At 73.8% G+C, this 24577-nt stretch carries 27 protein-coding genes; 14 read left to right on the plus strand and 13 right to left on the minus strand.

Annotated elements, in window-relative coordinates; all coding sequences use genetic code 11:
• Nucleotides 1–28: 28 nt before the first annotated feature.
• Together tuf and C9F11_RS06925 are read right to left on the minus strand one after the other, a co-directional pair.
• A complete protein-coding gene (gene tuf, locus C9F11_RS06920; protein WP_138958414.1) occupies nucleotides 29–1207 on the minus strand; it encodes an elongation factor Tu in 1179 nt (392 codons plus the stop codon).
• A 308-nt stretch (nucleotides 1208–1515) separates the two neighbouring features.
• Nucleotides 1516–2220, minus strand: coding sequence for a DNA alkylation repair protein (locus tag C9F11_RS06925; RefSeq protein ID WP_249401631.1), 705 nt, complete (start codon nucleotides 2218–2220; stop codon nucleotides 1516–1518).
• 49 nt (nucleotides 2221–2269) lie between these two features.
• Here C9F11_RS06925 and C9F11_RS06930 point away from each other — a divergent pair, with 49 nt between their 5' ends.
• Nucleotides 2270–2974, plus strand: coding sequence for a TVP38/TMEM64 family protein (locus tag C9F11_RS06930; RefSeq protein ID WP_138958416.1), 705 nt, complete (start codon nucleotides 2270–2272; stop codon nucleotides 2972–2974).
• 59 nt (nucleotides 2975–3033) lie between these two features.
• On the opposite strand, the gene C9F11_RS06935 is transcribed toward C9F11_RS06930, so the two are convergent.
• A complete protein-coding gene (locus C9F11_RS06935; protein WP_138958417.1) occupies nucleotides 3034–4203 on the minus strand; it encodes a thiolase family protein in 1170 nt (389 codons plus the stop codon).
• Between the two features lie 437 nt (nucleotides 4204–4640).
• On the opposite strand from C9F11_RS06935, the gene C9F11_RS06940 reads away from it, so the two are divergent.
• A complete protein-coding gene (locus C9F11_RS06940; protein WP_138966186.1) occupies nucleotides 4641–5078 on the plus strand; it encodes a helix-turn-helix domain-containing protein in 438 nt (145 codons plus the stop codon).
• Between the two features lie 392 nt (nucleotides 5079–5470).
• Nucleotides 5471–6343, plus strand: coding sequence for an undecaprenyl-diphosphate phosphatase (locus C9F11_RS06950; RefSeq protein WP_138958418.1), 873 nt, complete (start codon nucleotides 5471–5473; stop codon nucleotides 6341–6343).
• A 345-nt stretch (nucleotides 6344–6688) separates the two neighbouring features.
• Here the strand turns inward: C9F11_RS06950 and C9F11_RS06955 are convergent, their stop codons facing one another.
• From C9F11_RS06955 to C9F11_RS06975, 5 genes are all read right to left on the minus strand, one after another.
• Nucleotides 6689–6907 carry a hypothetical protein gene (locus C9F11_RS06955; RefSeq protein WP_138958419.1) on the minus strand — a complete coding sequence of 73 codons (219 nt, stop codon included), beginning with the start codon at nucleotides 6905–6907 and terminating at the stop codon, nucleotides 6689–6691.
• Entirely contained in the window at nucleotides 6904–7431 is a 528-nt protein-coding gene (locus tag C9F11_RS06960; protein WP_249401632.1) for a hypothetical protein, read from the minus strand. Before C9F11_RS06960 ends, C9F11_RS06955 begins: the two co-directional genes overlap by 4 nt.
• Nucleotides 7428–7802, minus strand: a complete 375-nt coding sequence (locus C9F11_RS06965) for a hypothetical protein (protein WP_138958420.1) — start codon at nucleotides 7800–7802, stop codon at nucleotides 7428–7430. Before C9F11_RS06965 ends, C9F11_RS06960 begins: the two co-directional genes overlap by 4 nt.
• 87 nt (nucleotides 7803–7889) lie before the next feature.
• Entirely contained in the window at nucleotides 7890–8729 is an 840-nt protein-coding gene (locus tag C9F11_RS06970; RefSeq protein ID WP_138958421.1) for a helix-turn-helix transcriptional regulator, read from the minus strand.
• 15 nt (nucleotides 8730–8744) lie between these two features.
• On the minus strand, nucleotides 8745–9473 hold the full coding sequence (locus tag C9F11_RS06975) for a DUF6879 family protein (protein ID WP_138958422.1): 729 nt from the start codon (nucleotides 9471–9473) through the stop codon (nucleotides 8745–8747).
• 354 nt (nucleotides 9474–9827) lie between these two features.
• Between C9F11_RS06975 and C9F11_RS06980 the strand changes: the two genes are divergently transcribed.
• From C9F11_RS06980 to C9F11_RS06995, 4 genes are all read left to right on the plus strand, one after another.
• On the plus strand, nucleotides 9828–10328 hold the full coding sequence (locus C9F11_RS06980; protein WP_138958423.1) for an RICIN domain-containing protein: 501 nt from the start codon (nucleotides 9828–9830) through the stop codon (nucleotides 10326–10328).
• A gap of 309 nt (nucleotides 10329–10637) precedes the next feature.
• Complete coding sequence (locus C9F11_RS06985; RefSeq protein WP_138958424.1) at nucleotides 10638–10817, plus strand: hypothetical protein; 180 nt, start codon at nucleotides 10638–10640, stop codon at nucleotides 10815–10817.
• A 174-nt stretch (nucleotides 10818–10991) separates the two neighbouring features.
• Nucleotides 10992–11546, plus strand: coding sequence for a hypothetical protein (locus C9F11_RS06990; protein WP_138958425.1), 555 nt, complete (start codon nucleotides 10992–10994; stop codon nucleotides 11544–11546).
• A gap of 246 nt (nucleotides 11547–11792) precedes the next feature.
• On the plus strand, nucleotides 11793–12557 hold the full coding sequence (locus C9F11_RS06995) for a GAF and ANTAR domain-containing protein (protein ID WP_138958426.1): 765 nt from the start codon (nucleotides 11793–11795) through the stop codon (nucleotides 12555–12557).
• Nucleotides 12558–12672: 115 nt separating this feature from the next.
• Here C9F11_RS06995 and C9F11_RS07000 read toward each other — a convergent pair whose 3' ends face one another.
• Both C9F11_RS07000 and C9F11_RS07005 read right to left on the minus strand, forming a co-directional pair.
• A complete protein-coding gene (locus C9F11_RS07000; protein WP_138958427.1) occupies nucleotides 12673–13503 on the minus strand; it encodes a GAF and ANTAR domain-containing protein in 831 nt (276 codons plus the stop codon).
• A 122-nt stretch (nucleotides 13504–13625) separates the two neighbouring features.
• On the minus strand, nucleotides 13626–14510 hold the full coding sequence (locus tag C9F11_RS07005; RefSeq protein WP_171075658.1) for a maleylpyruvate isomerase family mycothiol-dependent enzyme: 885 nt from the start codon (nucleotides 14508–14510) through the stop codon (nucleotides 13626–13628).
• Between the two features lie 272 nt (nucleotides 14511–14782).
• On the opposite strand from C9F11_RS07005, the gene C9F11_RS07010 reads away from it, so the two are divergent.
• Together C9F11_RS07010 and C9F11_RS07015 are read left to right on the plus strand one after the other, a co-directional pair.
• Nucleotides 14783–15793, plus strand: coding sequence for an SMP-30/gluconolactonase/LRE family protein (locus C9F11_RS07010; protein WP_138958428.1), 1011 nt, complete (start codon nucleotides 14783–14785; stop codon nucleotides 15791–15793).
• Nucleotides 15794–15862: 69 nt separating this feature from the next.
• Nucleotides 15863–16861, plus strand: a complete 999-nt coding sequence (locus C9F11_RS07015; RefSeq protein ID WP_171075659.1) for an NAD(P)/FAD-dependent oxidoreductase — start codon at nucleotides 15863–15865, stop codon at nucleotides 16859–16861.
• A 40-nt stretch (nucleotides 16862–16901) separates the two neighbouring features.
• Here C9F11_RS07015 and C9F11_RS07020 read toward each other — a convergent pair whose 3' ends face one another.
• Nucleotides 16902–18677, minus strand: coding sequence for a hypothetical protein (locus tag C9F11_RS07020; protein WP_138958429.1), 1776 nt, complete (start codon nucleotides 18675–18677; stop codon nucleotides 16902–16904).
• 119 nt (nucleotides 18678–18796) lie between these two features.
• Complete coding sequence (locus tag C9F11_RS07025; protein ID WP_138958430.1) at nucleotides 18797–19348, minus strand: cupin domain-containing protein; 552 nt, start codon at nucleotides 19346–19348, stop codon at nucleotides 18797–18799.
• A gap of 156 nt (nucleotides 19349–19504) precedes the next feature.
• On the opposite strand from C9F11_RS07025, the gene C9F11_RS07030 reads away from it, so the two are divergent.
• Complete coding sequence (locus C9F11_RS07030; RefSeq protein ID WP_138958431.1) at nucleotides 19505–20365, plus strand: LysR family transcriptional regulator; 861 nt, start codon at nucleotides 19505–19507, stop codon at nucleotides 20363–20365.
• 34 nt (nucleotides 20366–20399) lie between these two features.
• Here C9F11_RS07030 and C9F11_RS07035 read toward each other — a convergent pair whose 3' ends face one another.
• A complete protein-coding gene (locus tag C9F11_RS07035; protein WP_138958432.1) occupies nucleotides 20400–21056 on the minus strand; it encodes a TetR/AcrR family transcriptional regulator in 657 nt (218 codons plus the stop codon).
• Nucleotides 21057–21123: 67 nt separating this feature from the next.
• On the opposite strand from C9F11_RS07035, the gene C9F11_RS07040 reads away from it, so the two are divergent.
• From C9F11_RS07040 to C9F11_RS07055, 4 genes are all read left to right on the plus strand, one after another.
• Nucleotides 21124–22743: an MFS transporter gene (locus tag C9F11_RS07040; protein WP_249401633.1), complete on the plus strand. Its 1620-nt coding sequence runs from the start codon at nucleotides 21124–21126 to the stop codon at nucleotides 22741–22743.
• A gap of 206 nt (nucleotides 22744–22949) precedes the next feature.
• Nucleotides 22950–23549: a DUF2165 domain-containing protein gene (locus C9F11_RS07045; RefSeq protein ID WP_138958433.1), complete on the plus strand. Its 600-nt coding sequence runs from the start codon at nucleotides 22950–22952 to the stop codon at nucleotides 23547–23549.
• A 97-nt stretch (nucleotides 23550–23646) separates the two neighbouring features.
• The gene (locus tag C9F11_RS07050) at nucleotides 23647–23826 is read left to right on the plus strand and encodes a hypothetical protein (protein WP_078868890.1); all 180 of its coding nucleotides are present in this window, start codon (nucleotides 23647–23649) and stop codon (nucleotides 23824–23826) included.
• A gap of 173 nt (nucleotides 23827–23999) precedes the next feature.
• Nucleotides 24000–24530, plus strand: a complete 531-nt coding sequence (locus tag C9F11_RS07055) for a nuclear transport factor 2 family protein (RefSeq protein ID WP_138958434.1) — start codon at nucleotides 24000–24002, stop codon at nucleotides 24528–24530.
• Nucleotides 24531–24577: the final 47 nt, after the last annotated feature.

Below are 24577 nucleotides of genomic sequence, written 5' to 3' on the forward strand. Positions count from 1 at the left end.
CCCGGGCCGAACCCCCCTCACCGGAACCTCAGGCGACAGCCGTCACCGTGCCGGCGCCCACCGTCCGCCCGCCCTCGCGGATCGCGAAGCCGAGCCCCGGCTCCAGCGGGACGTCCCGCCCGAGCTCCACGGTCAGGGTGACCGTGTCACCGGGGCGGGCCACGGCGGTCTCGCCGAGGTCGATGTCGCCGACCACGTCCGCGGTGCGGAGGTAGAACTGCGGCCGGTAGCCGGTCGCCACCGGTGTCGTACGACCGCCCTCGCGGGCCGAGAGGACGTACACCCGCGCGGTGAAGCGGCGGCTCGGCCGGACGCTGCCGGGCGCGGCGACCACGTGCCCGCGGCGGACGGCGTCGCGCGGCACGCCGCGCAGCAGCAGCGCCACGTTGTCACCGGCCTGCGCGGACTCCATGGGCTTGCCGAACGTCTCCAGGCCGGTGACGACCGTCTCCGTGTCGGCGCCGAGGCCACCGAGGACGTCGACGCGGTCGCCGACGCGGACCGTGCCGCGCTCGACGGCGCCCGTGACGACCGTGCCGCGGCCGGTGATCGTCAGGACGTTCTCCACCGGCAGCAGGAACGGCGCGTCGACATAGCGCTCCGGCATCGGCACGTACGTGTCCACGGCGTCGAGCAGCGCCTCGATCGCCGCGGTCCAGCGGGGGTCGCCCGTCAGCGCCCTGAGGCCCGAGACCCGGACCACGGGCGCGGAGTCGCCCCCGTACCCGTGCGCGGACAGCAGGTCGCGCACCTCCAGCTCCACGAGGTCGGCGAGCTCCTCGTCAGCGGCGTCGGCCTTGTTCAGCGCCACGACGATGTGGTCGACGCCGACCTGGCGGGCGAGGAGCACGTGCTCGGCGGTCTGCGGCATGATCCCGTCGAGCGCCGACACCACGAGGATGGCGCCGTCGAGCTGGGCCGCGCCCGTCACCATGTTCTTGACGTAGTCGGCGTGACCGGGCATGTCCACGTGCGCGTAGTGCCGCGTGTCGGTCTCGTACTCGACGTGCGCGATGTTGATGGTGATGCCGCGCTGCGCCTCCTCGGGCGCGCGGTCGATGCGGTCGAAGGGCACGAACGTGCCGGTGCCGCGCTCGCTGAGCACCTTGGTGATGGCGGCGGTCAGGGTGGTCTTGCCGTGGTCGACGTGGCCCATCGTGCCGATGTTCAGATGCGGCTTCGTACGGACGTAAGCGGTCTTGGACATGGTGGTTCCTTCTCCGGAACTCGAAAGCTGAGGCCCGCGGCGCACGGCCGTCGGACGGGGACCCCTGGGGCCTGGCCGACCCTCCCCCTGAGGGGTCCGCCGGAATGTCCGGGGAGAGTCAGCTTCGGGCGCCGTCGAAAGGAAGAGCGGCAGCCTTCGCAGCGACCGCGACCGCGGTCGGAGCTGTGGGAAAGGCGTGCCGGAACATGTCGACGATCATGGCTGACCCGTCGCCGCCCGTCGAATGATTTTCTGCGACGCACCGGTCACGCACGGCAGTTGCGCCCCGCGTGCCCCCTGAGGCCCCGTCAGCCGCCGATGTTCTTCAAGGCCTCGCGCACGGAGAGCGGCGACAGCGCGGCGCGGTGGCGCTCGACGAAGGCCCGTACCGCGTCCGGATCGGTCTTGGCGTACTCGCGCAGGCTCCAGCCGATGGCCTTGCGGACGAAGAAGTCGGGGTGCCCGGCCTGCCGCGCGCAGTACGCGAAGAGGCGGTCGGAGTCCGTCCGCTCCTTGTGGCGCAGCTGGTGGAGCAGGGCGGTGCGCACCACCCAGAGGTCGTCGTCCGTGCTCCACTCGTCCATGGCGGCGGCGAGCTCCGGGTCGGCGGCGACGAGGCCGCCGACGACGTGCGCGGCCAGCAGGTCGACGGTGTCCCACCAGGGGACGGTCGTCACCAGGTGCCGGGCCACCGGCAGGAAGCCGGACGAGCAGCGCTTCACGTGCCGCCGCAGGTAGTCGACCGCGAAGTAGTGGTACTCGCGCTCGGGCAGCCGCCAGCACCGCAGCGCGAGCGCCGCGCAGTCGGCCTCGTCGGGGCGCGGGGTGCCCGCGAGCACGGCCCGCGCGAGGTCCCGGCGCTCCGTGGAGGCGAGGCCGAGGAACGGCGCGACGTCTTTCATGTACGCGCGCATCTCCGCGGCCCGGACCGGATCGGCCGCCTCCGCGTAGCTCGTGGTGAGCCGGTCAAGGACCGTGTCGGCCAGGGAACTGCGCGGCGCTGTGACGCTCATGAGACGCACCATACGGCGATCAGACGCGTCTGTCGGTTAGTCTCCCCGGATGCTCGACACCGCTGCCGCTCCCCCGCGGGGCCTCGCCGTGCGCTGCACCCGGGTGCTCCTGTCGCCGTGGTCGCGGCTGTCCCTGCTCGTGCTGCTGCTCGCCGCGGCCGGCACGTGCGTGCTGCTCTTCGAGCCGCAGCGGCTGCTCGCCGACGGCTGGCCGCCGCAGCTCACGGGGGCCGCCGCGGTGTGCGTGTTCGCGGTGGCGTACGGCACGTGCACGGTCGCGTTCGTGCCGCGGCCGCTCCTCAACCTCGCGGCGGGCGCGCTGTTCGGCTCGCAGGCGGGGCTCGCCGCGGCGGTCGCGGGCACGGTCCTCGGCGCCGGTGCCTCCTTCGGGCTCGGCCGGATCCTCGGCCAGGACGCGCTGCGGCCGCTGCTGCGCGGCCGCTGGCTGAAGGCGGCCGACGGCCAGCTCAGCCGCCATGCCTTCCGCTCGATGCTCGCGGTGCGCCTCTTCCCCGGCGTGCCGTTCGCGGCGGCCAACTACTGCGCGGCCGTCTCCCGGATGGGCTGGCTCCCCTTCCTCCTCGCCACGGCCCTCGGCTCGGTTCCGAACACGGCCGCCTACGTGATAGCGGGCGCCCGCGCCGACACCCCGACCTCGCCCGCGTTCCTGCTCGCGATGGGCTTCATCGCGGTGTCGGGGCTCGGGGCGGCGGCGGTGGCCTGGCGCAAGCGCCACCGGCTGCGGGGGAACTGACCGGGCGGTCCGCCCCGGCGGGGGCTCGGGCCCGGCTCAGCGGGGTCCGGCCCCGGGCGTCACATGGCCTCGAGGATGGTCGCGTTGGCGAGTCCCCCGGCCTCGCACATCGTCTGCAGGGCGTAGCGCGCCCCGCGGACCCGCATGGCGTGGACGAGGGTGGTCATGATCCGCGTCCCGCTCGCGCCCAACGGGTGGCCGAGGGCGATGGCGCCGCCGTGCGCGTTCACCTTCCGCTCGTCGACTCCGGTCTCCCGCAGCCAGGCCAGGACGACGCTCGCGAACGCCTCGTTGACCTCGAACAGGTCGATGTCGTCGAGCGTCAGACCGGCCCGGCGCAGCACCTGTTCGGTCGCGGGCAGGATGCCGGTGAGCATCAGGAGCGGGTCGGAGCCCGCGACGGCGAAGCTGTGCAGCCGGGCGAGCGGGCGCAGGCCGAGCCGGGCGGCGTTCTCGCTGGTGGTGATGAGCACGGCGGACGCCCCGTCGTTGAGGGGGCTGGTGTTCCCCGCCGTCACCGACCAGTCGATCTGCGGGAAGCGCTCGCCGAACGCAGGGTCCTCGTACGCGGGCTTGAGCCCGGCGAGCACCTCGGGCGTGGTGGTGGGGCGTACGGACTCGTCGCGGGTGACGTGGTCGAGCGGCGCGACCTCCGCGTCGAAGAGGCCGCCCGCCCAGGCGCGGGCCGCCTTCTGGTGCGACCCGGTGGCGAAGACGTCCATCTCCTCGCGGCTGATGGACCACTTGGCGGCGATGAGCTCGGCGCTGACGCCCTGCGGGACGAGCCCCTCGGGGTAGCGCTCGGCGATGCCGGGGCCGAAGGGGTCGGCGCCCGCGGGCACGTTCGACCACATCGGCACGCGGCTCATCGACTCCACGCCGCAGGCGATCGCCATGTCGTACGCGCCCGCGATGACGCCCTGCGCGGCGAAGTGCACGGCCTGCTGGGACGAGCCGCACTGCCGGTCGACGGTGGTGGCGGGCACGGACTCCGGGAAGCCCGCGGCCAGGGCGGCGTACCGCGTGGTGTTCATGGCCTGCTCGGCGACCTGGTCGACGCAGCCGCCGATCACGTCGTCTATCCGCGCCGCGTCGATGCCGCTGCGCTCGACCAGGCTGCGCAGGGTGTGCGCGAGGAGCTGGACGGGGTGGATGTGGTGGAGGGAGCCGCCCGGCTTCCCCTTGCCGACCGGGGTGCGTACCGCTTCGACGATGACGGCGTCGCGCATGAGGGTGCCTCTCGGACAGGCCGGGCCGTGTGCCCGGCGGCCTGGGAACGAGTTTGAAAACTGGACGCACTTGCGTACTCCACGGTAACCAAGTGGGTTGGATTTTCCAACCCGCCCGTAGACTGGCTTCCATGCCCTCGACGAAGGACCCGCAGCCTCAGCCCCAACCGCAGCCCCAACCGCAGCCGCAGCCGCTCGCCCGCGAGGCGACACCTGGGGGGAAGACCGCCCGTGAGTCCGCTCCGCGAGGGGCGAACTCTCCGCAGAAGGCGAACCCCCCGCAGGAGGCGAACCCCCCACGGGAGGCGAACCCCCCGCAGCGGGCGGACTCTCCGGAGGGTTCGCGCCCTCCGGAGGGGACGTCCTCCGGCACCGGGGCCGCGCCGGACCGGCGGGGCCCGGCGGCCACGGCCGCGAAAGGCCCCCGCCCCTGCGCGATCGCCGACACCCTCGCCCTGGTCGGCGAGAAGTACTCCCTGCTCGTCCTGCGCGAGGCCTTCCTCGGCGCCCGGCGCTTCGACCAGCTGGCCCGCAACACGGGCGCCCCGCGCGACGTCCTGACCGCACGGCTGCGCCGCCTGGTCGACGCGGGCATCCTGGAGAAGGTCCGCTACAGCGAGCGCCCCCAGCGCTTCGAGTACCGGCCGACGCCCGCGGGCCTGGAACTGGAGTCCGTCCTGATGACCCTGATGGCCTGGGGCGACCGCCATCTGCACCCCGACGACGACCGCCCCATGATCGTCGAGCACGCCTGCGGGCACACGCTCGCACCCTTGGTCACCTGCGCCCACTGCGGCGCCGAGGTCCGCCACGAGGACCTGACAGCGCATCCGCAGGCACCGGGGTGGACGGTGACGGGGCCTGCGGGGGTGTGACCCGAGGGGCGGAGGGACCGGGGCGGGGGTCGCGGGGCTGCGGGGCCGCGGCTCGCCGGGAGCGGCGAACGCGGACGTATCGGGGACTTACCGGGGACGGCGAACGCACAGGAGCACCGGGACCACCGGAACCACCGGAACCACCGGAACCACCGGAACCACCGGAACCACCGGGGAAAGGCAACCCGAAGAAAGCATTCGGCCGCCAACACACGGCCCTCACACGGACCCGTAACTTTGTGACGCTACGCTGCCCCCGGCGAGGCACGTGATCCCCTTCAGCACCACCCCCTCCTGCCCGAGCACCACTCGCCGCCCCGGTCCCCCTTCACCGCTTCTGACCGCCACCACACGGGTCAGCGCACGATCAGTAACTGGACGGCGCAGTTCTCATGTCTTGGCTCGAATCGTTCATCCTCGGACTCGTCCAGGGACTGACCGAGTTCCTCCCGATCTCCTCCAGCGCGCACCTGCGGCTGACCGCGGCGTTCGCGGGCTGGCACGACCCGGGTGCCGCGTTCACCGCCATCACGCAGATCGGCACCGAGACCGCCGTCCTGATCTACTTCCGCAAGGACATCGGCCGCATCCTCTACGCGTGGTTCGGCTCGCTGGTGGGCAGGGTGCCGCGGTCCGACCACGACGCGCAGATGGGCTGGCTCGTGATCGTCGGCTCGATCCCGATCGGCGTGCTCGGCGTGACGCTCAAGGACCAGATCGAGGGCCCGTTCCGGGATCTGAGGCTCATCGCCACGACCCTGATCGTCATGGGCATCGTCCTCGGCTTCGCCGACCGCCTGGCCGCGCGCGACGAGGTCGGCGGCAAGCACCGCGCGGTGCGCGAGCGCAAGGACCTCAAGCAGCTCAACGTCAAGGACGGCCTCATCTACGGCGTGTGCCAGGCCATGGCCCTGATCCCCGGCGTCTCCCGCTCCGGCGCGACCATCAGCGGCGGCCTCCTCATGGGCTACACCCGCGAGTCCGCGGCCCGCTACTCCTTCCTCCTGGCCATCCCGGCGGTCCTCGCCTCGGGCGCCTACGAACTCAAGGACGCGGGCGAGGGCCACGTCTCCTGGGGCCCGACCATCTTCGCGACGATCATCGCCTTCGTCGTCGGCTACGCGGTCATCGCCTGGTTCATGAAGTTCATCACGACCAAGAGCTTCATGCCCTTCGTCTACTACCGCGTCCTCCTGGGCATCGTCCTGTTCATCCTGGTGGGCATGGGCGAACTGAGCCCCCACGCGGGAGAATCCGCCGACTAGCCGGGGCATCCCCTGCATCACGAAGGCCCCCACAGGTTCACCTGTGGGGGCCTTCGTGATGCCCCAGTTGATCGCCGCCTACCGCAGGCACCTGCGTGCGTGGAGGTAGCTGTACACAGGCCCGCTCAGGCCCTGCCCGAGGTGGGGACGGATGACCTCGCCGGGGGTGATGGGTGTCCGGCAGCCGACGCAGCACGCAGGCGCGCAGACGGCCATCAGGGCTGAGGTCGATGCCTTCGCCGGGTGGCAGCGCGCGGGCACCATACGCACACGGCGCCGGAGCGCTGCTCCGGGCAGAGGGTGCTGAGCGCGGGCACTACGGCCAGGAGCAGTCCGCGGGTTGCGTCAGGCACGAGTTCGCTCTCCCCAGTAGAAGCGTGGGGTGGTTCCGGCGGCTCCGTAGCCGGGCCAGTCCTCTTCGAGCCATGCGGCGGCCAGGCGGGCGCCTTCGACGCAGTTGGTGAGGAGGCCGGCGTGGATGAGGGGGCAGGTGTCGAGGTGCTCGCGGTAGGCCCCGTACAGGTCCGGGTACTCGTAGTCGTCGTCATGGTCAGCGGTCGTCATCGGCCCACCGTCCTGAGGGAGGCGGTCGTGGCGAGGAGCGTGCGCAGGTGCCGGGTGTCGCACAGGGCGCCGGGGTGCGGCGGCAGGACCACCCAGCGGGACAGCGTGGTCGCGTGGCCGGGGCGCGGGACACCGAGGTAGGTGCCGGTGGTGAGCCGCTCCGCGGGGCCGTCCCAGTCGGCGCCGGGCGCGATGAGTACGTAGTACGGGCCGTGGCTGCTGCGGAAGTCCCGGATCACCGGACCGTCGAGCCACGCGCGCAGCACCGTAGCCACTGTGTCCACATCATCGCTGCCCACCGTGTGATGGACCTGCTCGGCCGGGACGCGCAGCGCGTCGAAGCGGCGGCCGAGCGGGAGCAGCGCGACGCCGTACCTCGCCCAGGCCGCCCACACCGTGCCCGGATTGGGGTCGGCCTCCGCCAGGCAGCAGGCGGTCATCAGGAGTTCCTGCTCGGTCAGTGGAGCTCGCGCTGGGGAGTTGTTTCTCGGCGCGGGCTGGGGGTGGTCGCTGTGCATGGTCATCCGAGTGCCTCCGTGGGAAGGCTGGGGCCGCCCGAGCCGAGCGCGGCGCCGGGCCGGTCGCCCTGTGTGAGGCGACCGGTGCCATCGGGAAGCTCCAGCCAGGAACTGCCGCCTGTCGGGTAGCTCGTAGAGGTAGAGGGGGTCTGGAGAATCCGGCCCGGCGGACGGACGGCCGGCGGACGGACGTCGGCCAGGTGGCCGGCACCGGCCGGGATCGGCCCCTGGGCACACATCACGATGGCGTCGGCCAGGAGGGGCCCGCGGTGCCACACGGGGATGCGCCGGGTGTTGAGCGCGACGGTGAGCGAGGCCTCCGCGGCGAGCCAGGCATCGCCTGCGAAGCAGCGCGCAGTGCGCGTCGGTGCGTCCATGACCAGCACGTTAGGGAGCAACAAGAATCAGAGCATGCTCTGATTCTCGAATATTCGCTTGCGCCGCACGCTGATTCGCGCTGATTCTCACGCGTCAGCGAAATGCGCCCGGGCCCGCGTGATCAGGCGCCGCGCATGCGTGCCGTAGACCGCTGACGCGCTGAGCTTGTCCCACACCCGTTGGTACACGCCCAAGCTTTCTGGATCATCGAGCCAGAGCTCGGCGTGCCACTCCTCCACGATCACGAGCCGGTCGTCGTACAGCCAGAAGCCCGTGGCCGGAGGCAGCGCGAGCTGAGCGCCGAACGGCACGATGCCCAGTTGCACCGTGTCCAGGCCGATCACGTTGGTGAGCTTGTCCATCTGCGCGGCCAACACGTCCGGCGGTGCGAGCCCCGCGTGCAGGGCTGCCTCCCACAACACGATGTGGAAGGCGCGGCCCCGCTGGTACAGCAGCTCCTGGCGTCGTACACGGGCCCTCACGGCCTCCTCGATGTCCCGCGGGGACCGCTGGAGATCGGTGAAGCGCGAGAAGACGTTCCTGGCGTAGTCCGGGGTCTGGAGCATGCCTACGACCATGGCCCCCTGCCAGGCCCGCAGTGCCTTGGACCGTTCGTACTCCACCGTAAGAACGTCCTGAACAGGACGGTGCCCCGCACTCAGCTGGCGCCTCCACGACCGAGAGTGCGTCTCCATGCCCTGAAGGCGGGCGACCAGTTCTTCGGTGACCGCAGGATGACCAGTGGCTTGAGCCCAGGCTGTCAGGTCTTCGGGGGTGGCCGTCTGACGTCCGGTCTCCAGCTTGGACACCTTGGCCTGCGGCCACCCCAAGAGGGCTCCCAGCTGCCGTTGAGTGGTCCCTTTGCCACGCAGCTCACGCAGTCGGCGGCCCAGGGCCTGACGGGCCTGTTGGAAGTCCGTGGTCACCTGGGCAAGTTACCGTCAGGCCTGGTCGTAGGGGATGGCATGGTGCCATGCGGCCTCGCGGGCCTGGGCGTAGCGCAGCACCTGGACAGGATCGGTGATCAGTTCGACGCGGGTGATCTCGTCGCCGTCGTCGAAGTGCAGCAGGCCCACGGCGCGCGAGTCGAAGACCCAGAAGTCCTGGTCCGGGAGGCCGAGCTCAACGGCTTTGCCGCGCGTGAGGACGCGGATGTCCTCGCCGACGGCTGTGTTCCGGCGCGCGTTGTCGAGCAGGTACAGCTGCCCCGCGGTCGGCGGCTCGTCGAGGACCCGAACGCGCTCGAACCTCTTCCCCAGCGCCGCCTGTTCGCGGCGTCCGCGGCACCACGGATCGTCGAAATCCCAGTCCACCCGGCCCTCGGCGAGAAACTGCGCGTACGTGTCGGTGGCTTCATCGGACGCATACCGGCCGCGGGTCTCCAACCGCCAGGCCGAGTGCTTCAGCGTAGTGAACATGCTGGTGAACTCGTCGAAAGTGATGAACTGAGGCACGTGCACAGGCTCCTTGGGGCCGAAATTCGCGAGCAGTTCGCGCGGTACGACGACGGCACTCTCCCCCTTGGCCAACCTCTCCAGCTGGCCAAGCTCCTTCGGGTCGATGACGGTCGCGCCCTGGACGACGAACCGGTCCGACCCGGGGACCTCGTACAGGGTGGGACAGCCGTCGTTGCCACTGTTCGTGCCGACCTTCCACAGACGTCGGGCCATGGCCGACTCCCTTCTGGCGGGTGGTGCGGGCACGCTAGCCGTGGGCGGATTCCGGGCAACAGGGCGCCTGCCCGTGCGCCCTGCCACGGCCACGAACGAGAACATCCACGCCCTCCGGACAGCCCCCGCTTCCGGCTGACAGCCACCCAGGTCTTGCCCCCACGCTGATGTCACGGGCGTCGGGCGGCCCCTGATGCTCCGTCATGGGGACATCCGGTTCCGGCCGAAGCGCGGTGGTAGTCGGACATTCGGTGGGCGTGGGGACGCCGAGTGGAACGGTGTCTTGTGGGGCCGCTCCGGCGGGAGCATCGTCGGGCGAGGTGCATCCGCGCACATGTCCCTGAGGGGGAGAGCATGCGCAAGACGTATCAGTCGGTGGGATTGCTTGCGGCGGTCGGACTGGCGATCACCTTCGCCTCCGTCTCCTCGTCGGCGTCCGCCGACACGGCCCGCAAGGAGAGACCCAAGGCGGTCGGTTCGCAGATCGTCTCCAACTTCAACAACAGGTGCCTGAACGTCGCCCATCTGAACACCGGCGACGGCGCCTCCGTGCAGATGTACGACTGCGATGGTTCGCCCAGCCGACGCTGGACGCCCAACGGCCCCGAGTTCCGGAGCGACCTGAGCGGCAGATGCCTGGAGCCGGCCATCGACAACGGTGACAACGGGGCGGCGATCCAGGTGTTCGGCTGCGCCGGTCTGCCCCGGCAGCAGTGGCACTGGAACGGCACCGAGCTGCACACCGCCCTCAACCACCGGTGTCTGGCCATCGCCGACGCGAACTACTGGCAGGGCGCCTCGGTCGTACTCAAGGACTGCTCGGGTGCCGGCAATCAGCAGTGGCACCTCGGCTGAGCGACGAGCTTCCGCGCTCCGAGCGGTGAGCTGACGGGAGCGGTGAGTTGCCTGTCAGCTGACGGTGAGCTGACAGGTGACGGTGAGCTGACAAGTGGGCGCGTCGCCACGTCCCACCCTGTCGTGGGCACACGACTCCGCGCCCCGCGCGGCGGCAGCGAGTAGCGGCGGCGCTCTCCTCACCGCCCCCGGAGAGGGCTCCGGCCCCGGTTCCCACCGGGTCACCGAGGAAGGCCCCTGCCCGACGCGACGGCACGCGCGCCAGGCAGCGCCCACGCCGCTGTCAGTGCCAGCCCCTACGCTTGCCTCATGTCCCCTACCCCCGGCCCCCGGGCCCCCGCGGTCGTGAACGAGGACATCCGCGCCCTCTGGGCAGGCCGCGGCGGAGACCCCCGCGTCAGGCTCACCGCCGCCCAACGGGAGCTGTACGAGCGCCTCCTGATCGAGTGGGAAGCCGCCGTGCGGGCGGACATCGTCACGGCGGCCTGACCCGTGGCCCGGCCCCCGTTGACCGGCCCCTCGTGGCCGGGCCCCGTGGACCGGCCCGAGGAAGCCGAGGTCGACGGCGCCGCGTCCGGCGTGGTACGAACACGGCCGTCGGGTAACGGAGTTCGGCGGTGGACCTCGATCGCTCGTTCTGGGGGCAGTGTGTGGATCACGCTCGTGGCGACCTTGTGCGGTACGGCTGCCGGTGTCGCTTCGACGGTGGTCGCCGACCGGGTGCGGTGGAAGCGTGACCGGGCCCATCAGCAGCGGGACAGGCAGGTGGAGGTCTGTGTCGAGTTCCTGAGGGCGCTGATGCGGGCCTATGAGGGGCTCTATGACGTCGCGTGCCGCGAGGACCGGGCCGCCGACCGGAACTACGGCACCGTCAGGGACCTCATGGCCGACGCGGGCACGGCGGATTCGCGGCAGCTCCTGCTGGTCACCGCGCCGTCGCACGTCACGGTCGCCTGTGAGCACGCCTTCGCCGTGCTGCGGGACCTCAGGGACGCCGTGGGCAGGGGGCTGACCGTGGACACGAGGGACTACCAGGAGGTCGACGCCAGGTTCAGGGACGCGCTGCACGACTTCCGTGTCGAAGTCCGGCGCAGCCAGGGCCTCGCCGACGCGGAGGCCCTACGCCGTCCGCGCGTCCCCCCGTACGCGATGGTCGCCGTCCCCTCCGCGGGCGGGTCACCGGCGGCACCCGCGCCGCCGCGGCGGGCGAGCGGCTGACGGCCCGGGTCCCACCAGCACCGGACCGGGGGCTTTTCCCTCCCTACACCCCAGGGTTACATTGCGTACGAGGCAAGGTCAGGAAGCGGCCGCCTCGCCGGCCTGCGCCGCCTCCGCCTACCCCCCTCCTTAGCCTCCCCCTCGCATCCCCCACTCCTTCGCCTCCCCCTTCTTCCTCCTCCGTCCCGTAGCCACCGCTTCCCACGTGCAGGCCGGTGACCACTGAGAAAGGAGCGTCGAGCCGGAATGCCCGAACAGGCCCGTGAGGAGCGGCTCGCCGCCGCCTTCGTCGAGCTCGCCGACACGCTCGTCGACGACTTCGACGTCATCAGCTTTCTCCAACTCCTCGCCACGCGATGCGTCGACCTCCTGGACGTCGCGGCCGCGGGCGTCGTCCTGTCCACGCCGGAGGGCGGCTCCCTGGAGGCGTCCGGGTCCGACGAACGCAGCGGCCGCCTGGAACAGCTCGGCGTCGAGTGGGGCGAGGGTCCGGGCCTCGACTGCTTCCGCTCCGGCCGGGTCGTCGACGGCACGCTCCTGGCGAACGGGAGCCCGCACGCGCGCTGGCCCCGCTTCGCCCCGCACGCCCTCCAGACGGGCTTCGCCTCCGTCACGGCCACGCCCCTGCGGCTGCGCGGGCTGACCATCGGCGCGCTCAGCCTCTTCCTTGAGCGCCCCGAGCCGCTGCCGGGCGCGCAGCTCGGGCTCGCGCAGGCCCTGGCCCGCCTTGCCACCATCGGGATCCTCCAGCGGCGCGCCGTACACCGGCAGAGCGTCGTCGTCGGCCAGCTGGAGACGGCCCTGCGGTCCCGGGTCGTCATCGAGCAGGCCAAAGGCGCCCTGTCGCACCGCCACCGGATCAGCGTGGACGAGGCGTTCACGCTGATGCGCCAGTACGCCCGCTCGCAGCGGCGGCGGCTCACCGCGGTCGCCGAGGAGGTGGTGGACGGCACCGCGGACCCGCCGTTGCCGCCCTCTCCGCCCCTGCCCCGCGCGGAGACGGCCGACTGACCGCGCCCGGGCCCCGCCTCGTCCGGTCTGGCGCTTGCCCCTGTCCTGTCCGGTCCGTGCCCCTGTCCGGTTCGGTGCGTGCCCTCGTCCGGTCCGGTGCGTGCCCTCGTCCTCTCTAGCGCGGGCCCTCGCCCGTGGAGCCCCCCGCAGCGGGACCGGGCCCGCCGCCGTCGTCGTCCCGTCGGAACCGGAGCCTGCGGTCCACGACCTCGCGCGCCACCTCGCTCACCCCCCACCCTTCGGCGAAGGCCCGCGCCCGCAGCAGGTCCAGGGCGTGCCGCGGGCCGACGCCCAGCTGGACCATCACCATGCCGACGGCCTGGTGGACCTCCATGTGGTCGGCTTCCGCGGCCTCGATCCACGACGCCGCTGCCTCGTCCGCCGCCGCGCCGGTGCCCGTCCCGCCGAATCCGAGGTCCAGGACGGCGAACGTCACCGCGTCGCACACGATCAGTGCCGTACGCAGCTCGCGTGGGGACAGGTCACCGGCGGTGTCCCGGTACAGGTCGAGCGTGCCGAGCGGCCGTGCCCCGGCGCCGAGCGGCAGCGAGAAGACCGCGCGGACGCCGAGGCCCCGGGCCTGCTGGGCGAAGACGGGCCAGCGCCAGGTGTGCGCGCCGCTGGTCAGATCGCCGAGGAGCACCGGCGCGGCCAGCGTGAACGCGCTCTGGCACGGGCCCTCGCCCAGCGTGTACTGCGCCTCGGCGAGCGCGGCCGCGACGGAGTCGCTGGCCCACCACAGCGCTCGTACCTCCTGGCCCGCGATGAAGGACAGCGACGCGCCGCTCACCGCGACCAGCGCGAGACAGCCCCGGCACAGGGCCGCGGGCACCTCCCGGGGCTCGGCCGCGGCGGCGACGGCCGCGGCCAGGGCGCCGCCGACGCGCCGTCGCCCCGCCCCCGAGGAACCGTCGGACGCGTCGCCGCCAGGGCGATCAGCTCGCATGTCACACCTCCGCCCGCTCGTGCCGACGGCCCACCCGGCTCCGGGGAACCGGCCGCCGTCGGCCGGGCCCGGCGGCCCGGAGCGGCGTGGGCCGGGTGAACGGGTGCCCCGGGGCGGCGGAGTTAGTGGACGACGGACACGATCTGGCCTGCCGCTTCGACGAGTTGACGGTCACCCTCCGTACGGGCGAGGGCCAACGCTGCGGCCGGGGAGATGCCGCGAGTGCACAGCCGCCACGCGGTCTCGGCGTCGAATTCGACCACGGCGTCGGCCGCCCGGGCGTCCCGTTCCCCGGTCACGGCGTCCGACAGGGCCAGGGACCAGCGGCCCGCCCCGCCTGCCCCCGTGGCGGTCGCCGTCCACGTACCGCCGGACGGGCCGCCGACGCGCACCTGGACCCGGGTGCCGACGGGCGCCCCCGTGTGCCGCAGGGTGTGCGGCAGCGCCCGCATGAAGGTGTCGAGGACCACGGCGAGGGCGCGCGGCCCGGGGTCGCTCTCCTGGCCGACGGCGTGGCGGAGCTGCTGGCGGTGCGTCCAGAACTCGGTGAACTCACGCGCGCAGTCGAGCCACATCGGCGCCGGGTCGGCCCCCGCCCAGGAGACGCCCAGCGAGGCGGCGTCGAGGTCCGCGGTCGCGAAGAGGCGGGCGACCTGCGCGCCGACCAGGTCCAGGGTGTCGATGAGGGCGGCGGGGCTCACGCGCGCCCAGGCGTCGACCCACTCCTGGTTGAGGCGGTGGATGAACGCCTCAAGGGTCTCGCCGGGCGCGGGGCGCGGCCCTCCCTCGTGGCGGTCGCGGTCACGGGCGAGGCGTCCGTAGCAGTCGCCGACGAGGTGCGCGGCGAGATCGCGCACGGTCCAGCCGGGTACGGCCTCCCGCCGCCAGTCGGCGGGCTCCAGAGCGCGCAGCGTCGCCAGGAGCGCCGCGTGCTCGGCGGCGAAAAGGGGGCGGGCGTCGATCGGAGGGCCGAGCCACGGGAGGTCGGGGGCGGAGGAAAGAGCCATGCCCAAAGCCTGTGGCAGCGGTCGCCGATCAGCCACTGAATATCTCGTTCCGGTCATGCGGACCGGGTCGGCCCTGCTCGCCGTGCGCCGCACGCATCGGCCGGTCCCCGCTGGGCACCTATACGGGCTGGGACCCGTAAGGCTGCGGGCCGGCCGGTCCGGTCCCCGCCGCCCGGACCCGGCGGCCCGCCCCGCCGGGTCCGGCGGAAGGGCCACCGCCCGGCGCGCACCGGAAGGTCCCTCTCACCACGCATCACCAGGAGGTCCGCCCCATGCCCACCCTCGGTGCCTCGCGCGCGCGTGCCCGGCGCGCGGCAGGCTCGGTCCCGCCGTCTCCCCTGCCGCCGCTGCACGTCCTGCGGCTGCCCGCCGCCGGTCCGGAGGACGTCGTCGTCGACGGCACGGGCCGGGTGCTCACCGGCACCGCCGACGGCCGGATCCTGCGCGTCACGCTGCCGGGGCCGGGGCGCGGGGGCCGGGTGGAGGAGCTGGCCCGCACCGGCGGCAGGCCGCTGGGCCTCGAACCGCTTCCGGACGGGCGGCTGCTCGTCTGCGACGCGCACCGGGGCCTGCTGCGCGTCGCCCCGGAGGACGGCGGCCCGGTCGAGGTCCTCGCCGACGCGGTCGCCGGGGAGCCGCTGAGGTTCTGCAGCAACGCGACCGCCGCCCCCGACGGCACCGTGTACTTCACGGTGTCCAGCCGCCGTTACGGCCTCGACGACTGGCGGGCCGACATCGTCGAGCACGTCGGCACCGGCCGCCTGCTGCGGCTCGCCCCGGGCGGCGCGCCCGAAGTGCTGCTCGACGGGCTGCACTTCGCGAACGGGGCGGCCCTGGCACCCGACGCCTCGTACGTCACCGTGGCCGAGACCGGCGCCCGCCGCCTCACCCGGTACTGGCTCACCGGCCCCAGGGCGGGGCGGGCCGACCCCCTCGTCGAGGACCTGCCCGGCTTCCCCGACAACCTGTCGCGCGCCGCGGACGGGACGCTCTGGGTCGCCCTCGCCGGGCCGCGCGAGCCGCTCCTGGACCAGCTGCACCGGGCGCCCGCGGCCGTGCGCCGCGCGGCCGCCGCCGCCGCACGCCGCGTGCGCGTGCCACCGCGCCGGGTGCTGCGGGTGATGGCCTTCTCGCCCGGGGGCGGGACCGTGCACGACCTGGCCCGCCGGGGCGCCGGCTACCGCATGGTCACCAGTGTCAGCGCGCACGCCGGGACCCTCGTCCTCGGCAGTCTCGTGGAACCGGGCATCGCCGTGTGCGCGCTGCCACCGGCACGGGTCTGACCGGATCGGGAGCCTTTCGATACTTGCTGGATCGGCAAGTGCACTTGCCTCTTTCGCCAGGCCCTGCGCATGGTCGTCGTGGAGGTGGTCACGATGACCGATCAGCTGAGCGACAGCTACGACGTGGTGGTGATCGGCGGCGGTGCCGCCGGACTGAACGGGGCCCTGATGCTGGCCCGGGCGCGGCGTTCCGTGGCGGTGATCGACGCGGGCGCGCCGCGCAACGCCCCGGCCGACGGCGTGCACGGGCTCCTGGCCAGGGAGGGGATGCCGCCCGCCGAGCTCCTCGCGCGCGGCCGGGCGGAGGTACGCGGATACGGCGGGCACGTGGCGTCCGGCACGGTGGCCGCCGTGACCCGTGACGCGGGGGGCTTCGCGGTGGCGCCGGCCGACGGCCGTACGGTCCGGGCGCGGCGGCTCCTCGTGGCCACCGGCCTCGTCGACGAGCTGCCGGACGTGCCGGGGCTGCGCGACCGCTGGGGCCGGGACGTGCTGCACTGTCCGTACTGCCACGGCTGGGAGGTCCGCGACCGGGCCGTCGGGATCCTCGCCGGAGGGCCGATGGCCGTGCACCAGGCGCTGCTGTTCCGGCAGTTGAGCGACGACGTCACGTTCTTCACCCACAGCGCGGCGCCGCCGTCCGCCGAGGACGCGGAGCGGCTCGCCGCTCGCGGCGTCCGCGTGGTGCACGGCGAGGTGACGGGCCTTGAGATCGTGGACGACCGCCTCGCCGGGGTGCGGCTCGGCGACGGCAGGGTGGTGGCCCGCGAGGCGCTGGCGGTGTCGCCGCGGATCGTGGCGCGCGCCGGTTTCCTCGCGGCGCTCGGGCTGCGGGTGGCCGAACACCCGCTGGGCATCGGCGAGTACGTCCCCTGCGACGCGACCGGCCGTACCGATGTGCCCGGGGTGTGGGTCGCGGGCAACGTGACCGATCTGTCCGCCCAGGTCGGCTCGGCCGCGGCGGCGGGTGCCGCGGCCGGTGCCCAGATCAACGCCGACCTGGTCACCGAGGACACCCGCCTGGCCGTCGAGACCCACCGCGCCGCGTACGGCGTCAGCGCGTGCTGACGTCGTACGCGTACGACACGGGCGGCGTGGACCCGGCCCGTCAGGCGGTGAGCCGCGCCTCCAGTGCCAGGACCTCCTCCGCCGCCCGTACGGCGTCCGGGCAGGCGACGGCGATCAGCCCCCAGTTGCCCGGCACGGACGTGAGGGCCCGGGCGTAGGACGTGGGGGTGCGCTGGTCGACGAGGCGGCGCAGGCGGGGCAGGTCCATGTCGGACGCCGGGCGGATCACCTTGGTCGCGGCGGAGATGCCCGTCCCGGTGGCGGCGAGGTCGCCGAGCGCGGTGCGGCTCTCCTCCAGGAAGGCGTGCAGGTAGTCGGCGCCGCACGCGGAGAGGTTCAGGTCCTGCATGGCCACCAGGGGCGTACCGCCGAAGCGGCCGCCGACACGGGCGATCGCGAAGTCGACACCCCCGTTGATCAGGCCCTGTCCCTGGAAGAGGCGCACGAAGTCGGCCATGGCGCGGCGGACCCGCGCGTAGTGGCTGCGGGTGATGCCGAACGCCGCGTGGGTGGCCTCGTCGAGGAAGACGTTCCCCTCCCACATGGTGCCGTTCAGGAACTGCAGGGCCATGCCGTCCGCGAGGGCGCCCGCCCGCACGTGCACGGACGGCGCGAGCAGGAACTCGTGGCCGGTGACCGCGTGGCGGAGGTAGTCGGCGTGCGCCTCCAGGAGGTAGTCCTCGCCGGAGCGGGCCGCCTGGTGGGCCAGCGCGGCCAGGGTGTCCGGCTCGTCGAGCGGCACCCCGACGTGGATGCGCTGCCCGGTGCCGCCCCTGACGGGCTTCAGACAGCCCAGGCGCAGCCCGTGACGCTCCCTCAGAAGTGCCGCCGCCAGGTGTAGTTGATCCGTGAAGGCGTCCTCGGCGCGGTGGCCGAGGCCGTTGCCGAGCACGTCGTCCCCGGGCTCGCCCGGCGCCCGCGGGCCGACCGGAGTTGTCCGGATCCGGCCGTCCGTGGCGGTGTCGCCCCCGGGCCCGCCGTCCCACACGACGGTGTACCCGGGAAGCCGCGGCACGGCCAGGCCGAACGCGCGGTACAGCGGCGTGAGCGCCGTCTCCTCGTCGAGTACGTCGAAGGGGTCGCGCCCGGAGGCGGTCGGCAGGCCGCGGGCCGCGCGGGCCTCGGGGTGCAGGACCGCCTTGTGCCCCCACCGCTCGGTGATGTCGGGGCTGTTGGCCTCGACCAGGAGGCGGTCGACGCCCGCGACCCGTTTCAGCCACAGGAGCAGCATGCGCATCGGCTCGTCGAGGGCGTAGACGCGTACGACACAGGCCGGGTCCGCGCGCAGCCGGTCGATCGCCGGGCCGAGGACCCGCGACCAGCGGTCGGCGGGGCCGTCGGCCAGGCGCAGCAGCGCGTGGCTGAGGTGGAAGTGGTCGTGGTCGGGGACCACGACCACCGGACGGTCCGCCGCGGCCTCCCGCCAGGGCGGCGTCCTGCCGATGAGCAGGTCGTCCGCGTGCGCCAGGCAGACCGAGCGGGCCTCCAGGATCGTGGGCCAGTCCTCGGCCGGTTCACCGGCCGCGAGGCTCTCCAGGGCGCCCTCGAACATGCGCTTGGCCATGGGCGGCGAGTACGCCACGATGCCGGGCCGGTCACGGGCGGCCCCGGCCGGGCTCAGCTCCTCGCGGGCGGCGGCCTCGGCCTCGGCGGGACCGAACCCGAGCAGCCTGCGGCAGATGCCCGCGAGCTCCCCCGGCGCGATGCCCGCCGGGCCGACGTGGAACCCCGTCCACGGCACGACGCGGCCGTCCGGCAGGGCGACCTCCCAGCGTTCACGGGCCGGGCGGACCTCCCGGCTCTCCACCGTCGACACCAGCAGCCTCCTGACGTGAGCCCTGCCGCCAGGCACAGGCTGTAGCGGGCGGCGTCCCGTTGTGTGCTGCGTGCTGTCTGCAGTGTTGCCCAGAACCCTGCTGGGGGTCACCACGGCCATCAGGGCATTCGGCGGCCTTTGGCGCGTTGTGCTCCCTGGGCGGCCGGGGCCCCGGCCGCGGCGCGCGCCGCCCGCCAGTCCGTGGCGTCCAGGAAGTGCACGTCGTAGCGGTCCTGTTCGGGCAGGAGGCTGTCGAAGGAGTCCAGGCCGTGCTGGATGCGGCCGAGGGACCGGAAGTAGTCGAAACGGTCGACACCCGGCGTGAGGACCGCGAGCAGATCGGCGCTCGCCCCGGCGGCGGCGCCGAAGGCGTGGGGCAGCCCGGGCGGTACGACGACGAGCCCGCCGCGCCCCACGGTCTCAAGCGCGCCGTCCAGGAAGAGGTCGAGGGTCCCGTCGAGGACGTAGAACAGCTCCGTCGACAGGGCGTGCAGATGCGGCCGCGCGCCGTCCGCGCCGTCGGCGAGCGTCAGCCGGTTGACGCCCAGGGAGCCGCCGGTGGCGGCGGCGTCGGCGAGCAGTTCGAAGGCGCCGCCGTGCGGCAGCGGCACGCGCTCGGCGGTGCCGGGCCGCACGACCAGGGCTGCGGCGGTGGGCTGGGGGTCGGTCATCCGGGCTCCTCGGGTTCGGTCGACCGCGGCGCGGTCCGCGCGCTCTGCGCGGAACTCATTCGACCCGGGGAACAAGCCGCGTACCAGAAGCAGTTGTCACCTGCAGAAATCATCGATCGTGATGAATGGGCCCGGGCGGGCGGGAGGGTCGGGGCCGTGGAACTGCGCCAGCTCGAGTACTTCGCGGCGGTCGCCGACGAGGGCGGCTTCAGCCGGGCCGCCGACCGGCTCGGCATCGTCCAGTCGGCGGTGAGCCAGCAGGTGCGCCGCCTGGAGCGCGAGCTCGGCGTCCGGCTCTTCCGGCGCACCACGCGCCACGTCGAACTCACCGGCGCGGGCGAGCGCCTGCTGCCCGAGGCGCGCGCGGTGCTCGCCGCGGCGCGCCGCACCCGTCAGGTCGCGGCCGACCTCGCGGCGGGCGGGGCGCCGCTGCGCCTCGGCACCGTGCAGGGCCCCGGCGACCGGCTCCACCGGCTGCTCGCGGACCTCGCGGTCGCGGCGCCCCGCCTCCCCGTCCGGCTGCGGCGCCTGGGGCTCGCGGAGCGGCTCGCCGCGGTGCGCTCCGGCGAGCTGGACGCGGCCCTCGTCCGGGCGGCGGACACCGCGCCGGGGCTCGAACTCCTGCCGGTGTGGAGCGATCCGCTGTACGTGGCCCTGCCGGCGGGGCACCGGCTCGCGGGCTCGTCCCCGCTCCGCCTCGAACAGCTCGGGGAGCTGCCGCTGCGCCTCGCGCCGCGCGAGCAGAACCCGCCGTTCCACGACCTGGTGACCGGCGCGCTGCGGGCGGCCGGGGCGGGGCCGCCGCTCGGGCCGCCGTTCACCACGCTCCAGGAGACCCTGGCCGAGATCGGCGCGGGCGCCCCGTCGTGGACGGTCTTCTACGAGGTGGCGGGCCTGCCGTCGTTCCCGCGCGTGGCGGTGCGGCCGCTCGCCGCCCCGGCCGTCACGACGTATGTGGCGGTGCCCGCGGGGGCGCCGGGGCCCGCGCTCCGGCAGCTGCTCGACGTGCTGCCCTGAGCCTGGCTGTGGGGCGGTTGCTCGACGCGCTGCCCTAGACCTGGCTGTCCGCACGCTCGTGGTGGCGCTGGTAGTGCCCGCGCCAGCGCGGCGTGGCCGCGCCGCCCATCACCGTCATCACCACGTCGTGCGCGAGCGCGTCGGTGACCGGCAGGTGCCCGAAGAGCACGCGGTGGTACGTGGTGGCGCCGAGCATGTCCAGGAGCAGGTCGATGTCGGCGTCCGGGCGGATGTCGCCGCGCTCGATGCCCCGGCGCAGCGCCGCCTCGGTGGTGGCCCTGCGGGGCCGGAAGACCGTCTCGGTGAAGACGCGGTCGAGGTCGGGGTCGTCGGCCAGTTCGGCCACGAGCGCGGGCAGCGTGCGGCGCCCGAGGGTGCCGCCGAAGGCCTGGCTGAGGGTCTCGATGCCGAGGATGAGGTCGCAGTGCGTGCACCCGGTGTCGGGGGTGGGCGCGGTGCCCATGGTCTCGGCGAGCGCGGCGATCACGAGGTGCTGCCGGGACGGCCAGCGGCGGCGGATGGCCGGCTTGGTGGTACCCGCGCGCCGGGCCACGCCTTCGAGCGTCAGGTGCGGATAGCCGGACTCCTCCAGGAGGTCGAGCGTCGCCCTGACGATGGCCTCGTCGAGCCGGGTGTCGCGCGGGCGGCCCGCCGAACGGGCGGGCGGGGCTGCGGAATCCGGGGTTGCCATGGGGATCAGTATAGGTAGCATGTGATTTCGTTCCGTTCCGGATCGAAACATAAAGGAGGGGTCGGCCTTGCCGTCAGAGCAGGAAGCGACCGTCCACGGCGGTCCCACCGCGTCCACGTCCCCCGCGCCCGAAGCGGGCGGCCCGGTCCCACCGGCCGACGCGGGCGGCCGGGTCCCACCCGCCGACACGGAGGGGGCGGTCCCCCCGGCTGACGCGGCAGAGGCGGTCCCACCCGCCGACACGGAAGGGCCGGGCGGGCCGCGGCCGTCGGAGCCCGTCGCCGCCCCTGCCGCCCCCGCCGCCGAGAGCGTCTTCCGCGCCCCCTACGCCGCCCTGACCTGGGGCATCGTCCTGTCCGTCGGGCTCGTGGCCTTCGAGTCGATGGGCGTGGCCACCGTCCTGCCCGACATCGCGGAGCGGCTCGGCGGCCTGCACGCCTACGGCTGGGGCCTGTCCGCGCTGATGCTCGCCAACCTCATCGGCACCGTCGCCGCGGGCCGCGACGCCGACCGGCACGGCCCGGCGCGGCCGCTCGCCGTCGGGCTCGTCGTGTTCGCCGTCGGCTGCGCGCTCGCCGGGGCCGCGCCCAACTGGCCCGTCTTCCTCGCCGGGCGCTTCCTCCAGGGGCTCGGCGTCGGCGCGGTGATGGCACTCGCCTACGCGGCCATCTCGCTGGCCTACCCCCAGCGGCTGCGGGCGCGGATGTTCGCGCTGGTCGCGGGCGGCTGGACGGTGCCCTCCCTCGTCGGCCCGACACTCGCCGCCGTGATCTCCGACCACATCTCCTGGCGCGGCGTCTTCGTCCTGCTGCTGCCCCTGATCGCGGTCGCCGCCGCCCTCGCGCTGCCGCAGCTGCGCCGTCTGGACCGGCCCGAAGGCGCCGCGAGCACCCCGGCCGACACCCCGGCGGCCCGCTGGTGGGCCACTCCGGTCGCGCGCAGCGTGCTGCTCGCGGCGGGCACCGGCGTCCTGCTCGCCGGGCTCCAGCTGCGCCAACTCGCCCTGCTGGTCCCGCTGGTCGTGGCCGGCGGCGTCGCCGGGGTGCTCGCCCTGCGCACGGTCACGCCGCCCGGCACCCTCGCGGTGCGGCGCGGCGTGCCGACGGGGGTCGTGCTGCGCTTCCTGCTGTGCGGGGCGTACTTCGGCAGCGAGGCGTTCCTGCCGCTCGGCCTGGTCCGGCTGCGGGACCTGAGCGCGTCCGAGGCGGGTCTCGGCCTCTCGGCGGGCGCGATCACCTGGGTGCTCGGCGCCGCCTGGCAGGGGCGGGCCGACGGCCGCTGGAGCGGGCGTTCGCGCGCCGTGCCGATCGCGGCCGGGTTCGCGGTGCTGCTCGTGGGCATCGTGGTGATGGCGCTCGGCGTCCTCGTCGACGCGGTGCCCGCCCTGGTCGCCGTGGTGGGCTGGGCGACCGGCGGCGCGGGCATGGGTGTGGCGTTCAACGCGGCCACCACCGACGCCATGGAGCAGGCGCCCGCCGACCGGCAGGGCGAGGCCAGCGGCGCGATGCAGCTCGCCCAGACCCTGGCGGTCGCGGTGCTCAGCGGCCTCGGCGGCGCCGCCGTCTCGCTGGCGTCGGCGTACGGCTCGACGGTGACGGTCGCCCTGACCGCCACCTTCACGCTCACCGGCGCGCTCGCGGCGGCCGGGATCCTGGCGGCCCACCGCATCCGGCCCGCGGCGTCCTGAACGACGCGGGGCCGCGGGCCGGGATTCGCCGTGCGGAAATGGCGCACCCGGCCCGCGGGGATCGCGCGCCGATCCGTGAGAATGGCGTACCGATCCGCCGTGCGAAGGGGCGGGGCGAGCGTTCCGCGCCCGCTCCGGCGCCCGCCCGCGCGGGTCGTCAGCCGCCCGCAGTGGGCGAACGGACAGGCGGGCGAGAGGAGTTGGGCATGGCCACAGATGCTGGCGAGCGCACGAAGAGGAGACACGAGGGGACCGGCATCGGCACACCGGCCGTCGCGGCGGCCGTCCTCACGGGTGTCGTCGCGCTGTACATCGCGCTCGTCGCGTTCGGGAACATCACCGACTTCGACAGCAACCAGCAGTTCGTCCGGCACGTCCTGGCGATGGACACGACGTTCAAGGACGACGACCTGATGTGGCGGGCCGTCGAGTCCCGCGCCCTCCAGGACGCCGCGTACGTCGCGATCATCGCCTGGGAGACGCTGGCCGCCCTCACCCTCGTCGCGGGCACGGCCCTGTGGATCGCCGGGCTGCGCGGCCGGGGTGACGGCTACGCCCGGGCGCGGCGCGTGAGCACCACGGGACTGCTGATGCTGGTGCTGCTGTTCGGCGGCGGCTTCATCGGCATCGGCGGCGAGTGGTTCGCGATGTGGCAGTCCGAGGACTGGAACGGCCTCGACGCCGCGACGCGCGTGGTCACGCTGTGCGGCATCGCACTGCTCGTGGTGCACCTGCCCTTCGTGGGGCGGCGATCGAGCGGTGCGGACGGCGCGGACCCCGCGCGGAGCGGGGATGTGGACGCGTGAGGAACGCGCGCCGGATCCCACTCCGGCGTGATCACGTGCCGCAGGTGTGCGGTAGCCGACAGTTCCGATTGTCGGACCCATCGCCTAGGCTGAGTGCATGCCCTTAACCCCTCAACCCCATGGTTCCGTGCGGTCTTCTACCGAGTTGAACGAGCGGATACGAGGCCTGTGGCTGCGCGCCGGCGGCCGACTCTCCGCCGAGCAGCGCCGGGAGTACGAGCAGCTGGTGACCGAGTGGGCCGAGGCGGTGCGCGCGGAGGTCGTCCAGGCCGCCTAGGCAACACTCCCCCTCCCCCGGACGCTATGGCGCCCCTCCCCCGGGGACACTGTCCCCGGGGGTTCTTCCCCGGGAGTCCCCCCTCCCGCGGGCAGGTCACGAGGAGTTCCTCGATCCACGCCCTCCCTGCCCTCCCTCTTGGCTCCGCACGCCCGGTGCCCAACACTGAGGCGATGACGCAGCGCGTGGAACTCGCCGCCCTCATCGACCGCTTGGCCATCGACACCCTCATCACCGACTACGCCGGTTCCGTCGACGACGGCGACTGGGACGCGTACCGACAGCTGTTCACGCCCGAAGGGCGCGCCGACTACCGGTCGGCGGGCGGCATAGAGGGCTCCGCGACGGAAGTCTCCGCGTGGCTCGCGGAGACGATGCGCATGTTCGCGATGCGCCAGCACTTCATCGTCAACCGCAGACTCCGCTTCGGCGTCCGCGAGCAGGACGTCGGCGACACCGCGCGCGTACGGGCCGACTATCTGAACCCCATGCGGTTCGCCGGGGAGCCGGACGCCGAGCCCGCCACCGCGCCCGACTTCACCTGCGGCGGCCGCTACGAATTCACCGCGCTGCGTACGCACGGCGGCTGGCGGCTGCGTCAGGTGGTCGTACGGGAGAAGTGGCGCAGCACCCAGGCCGCGGGGCAGACGTGGGACCAGGCCGTCGTCGGACAGCGGACGCCACCGCTCACCGAGCCGGGCTGACCGAGGCCGGACACGGGACCGGGCCGCGCCCGGACCGGGCCGCGAGC

This window comes from Streptomyces sp. YIM 121038, from assembly GCF_006088715.1.
Lineage (GTDB): Bacteria > Actinomycetota > Actinomycetes > Streptomycetales > Streptomycetaceae > Streptomyces.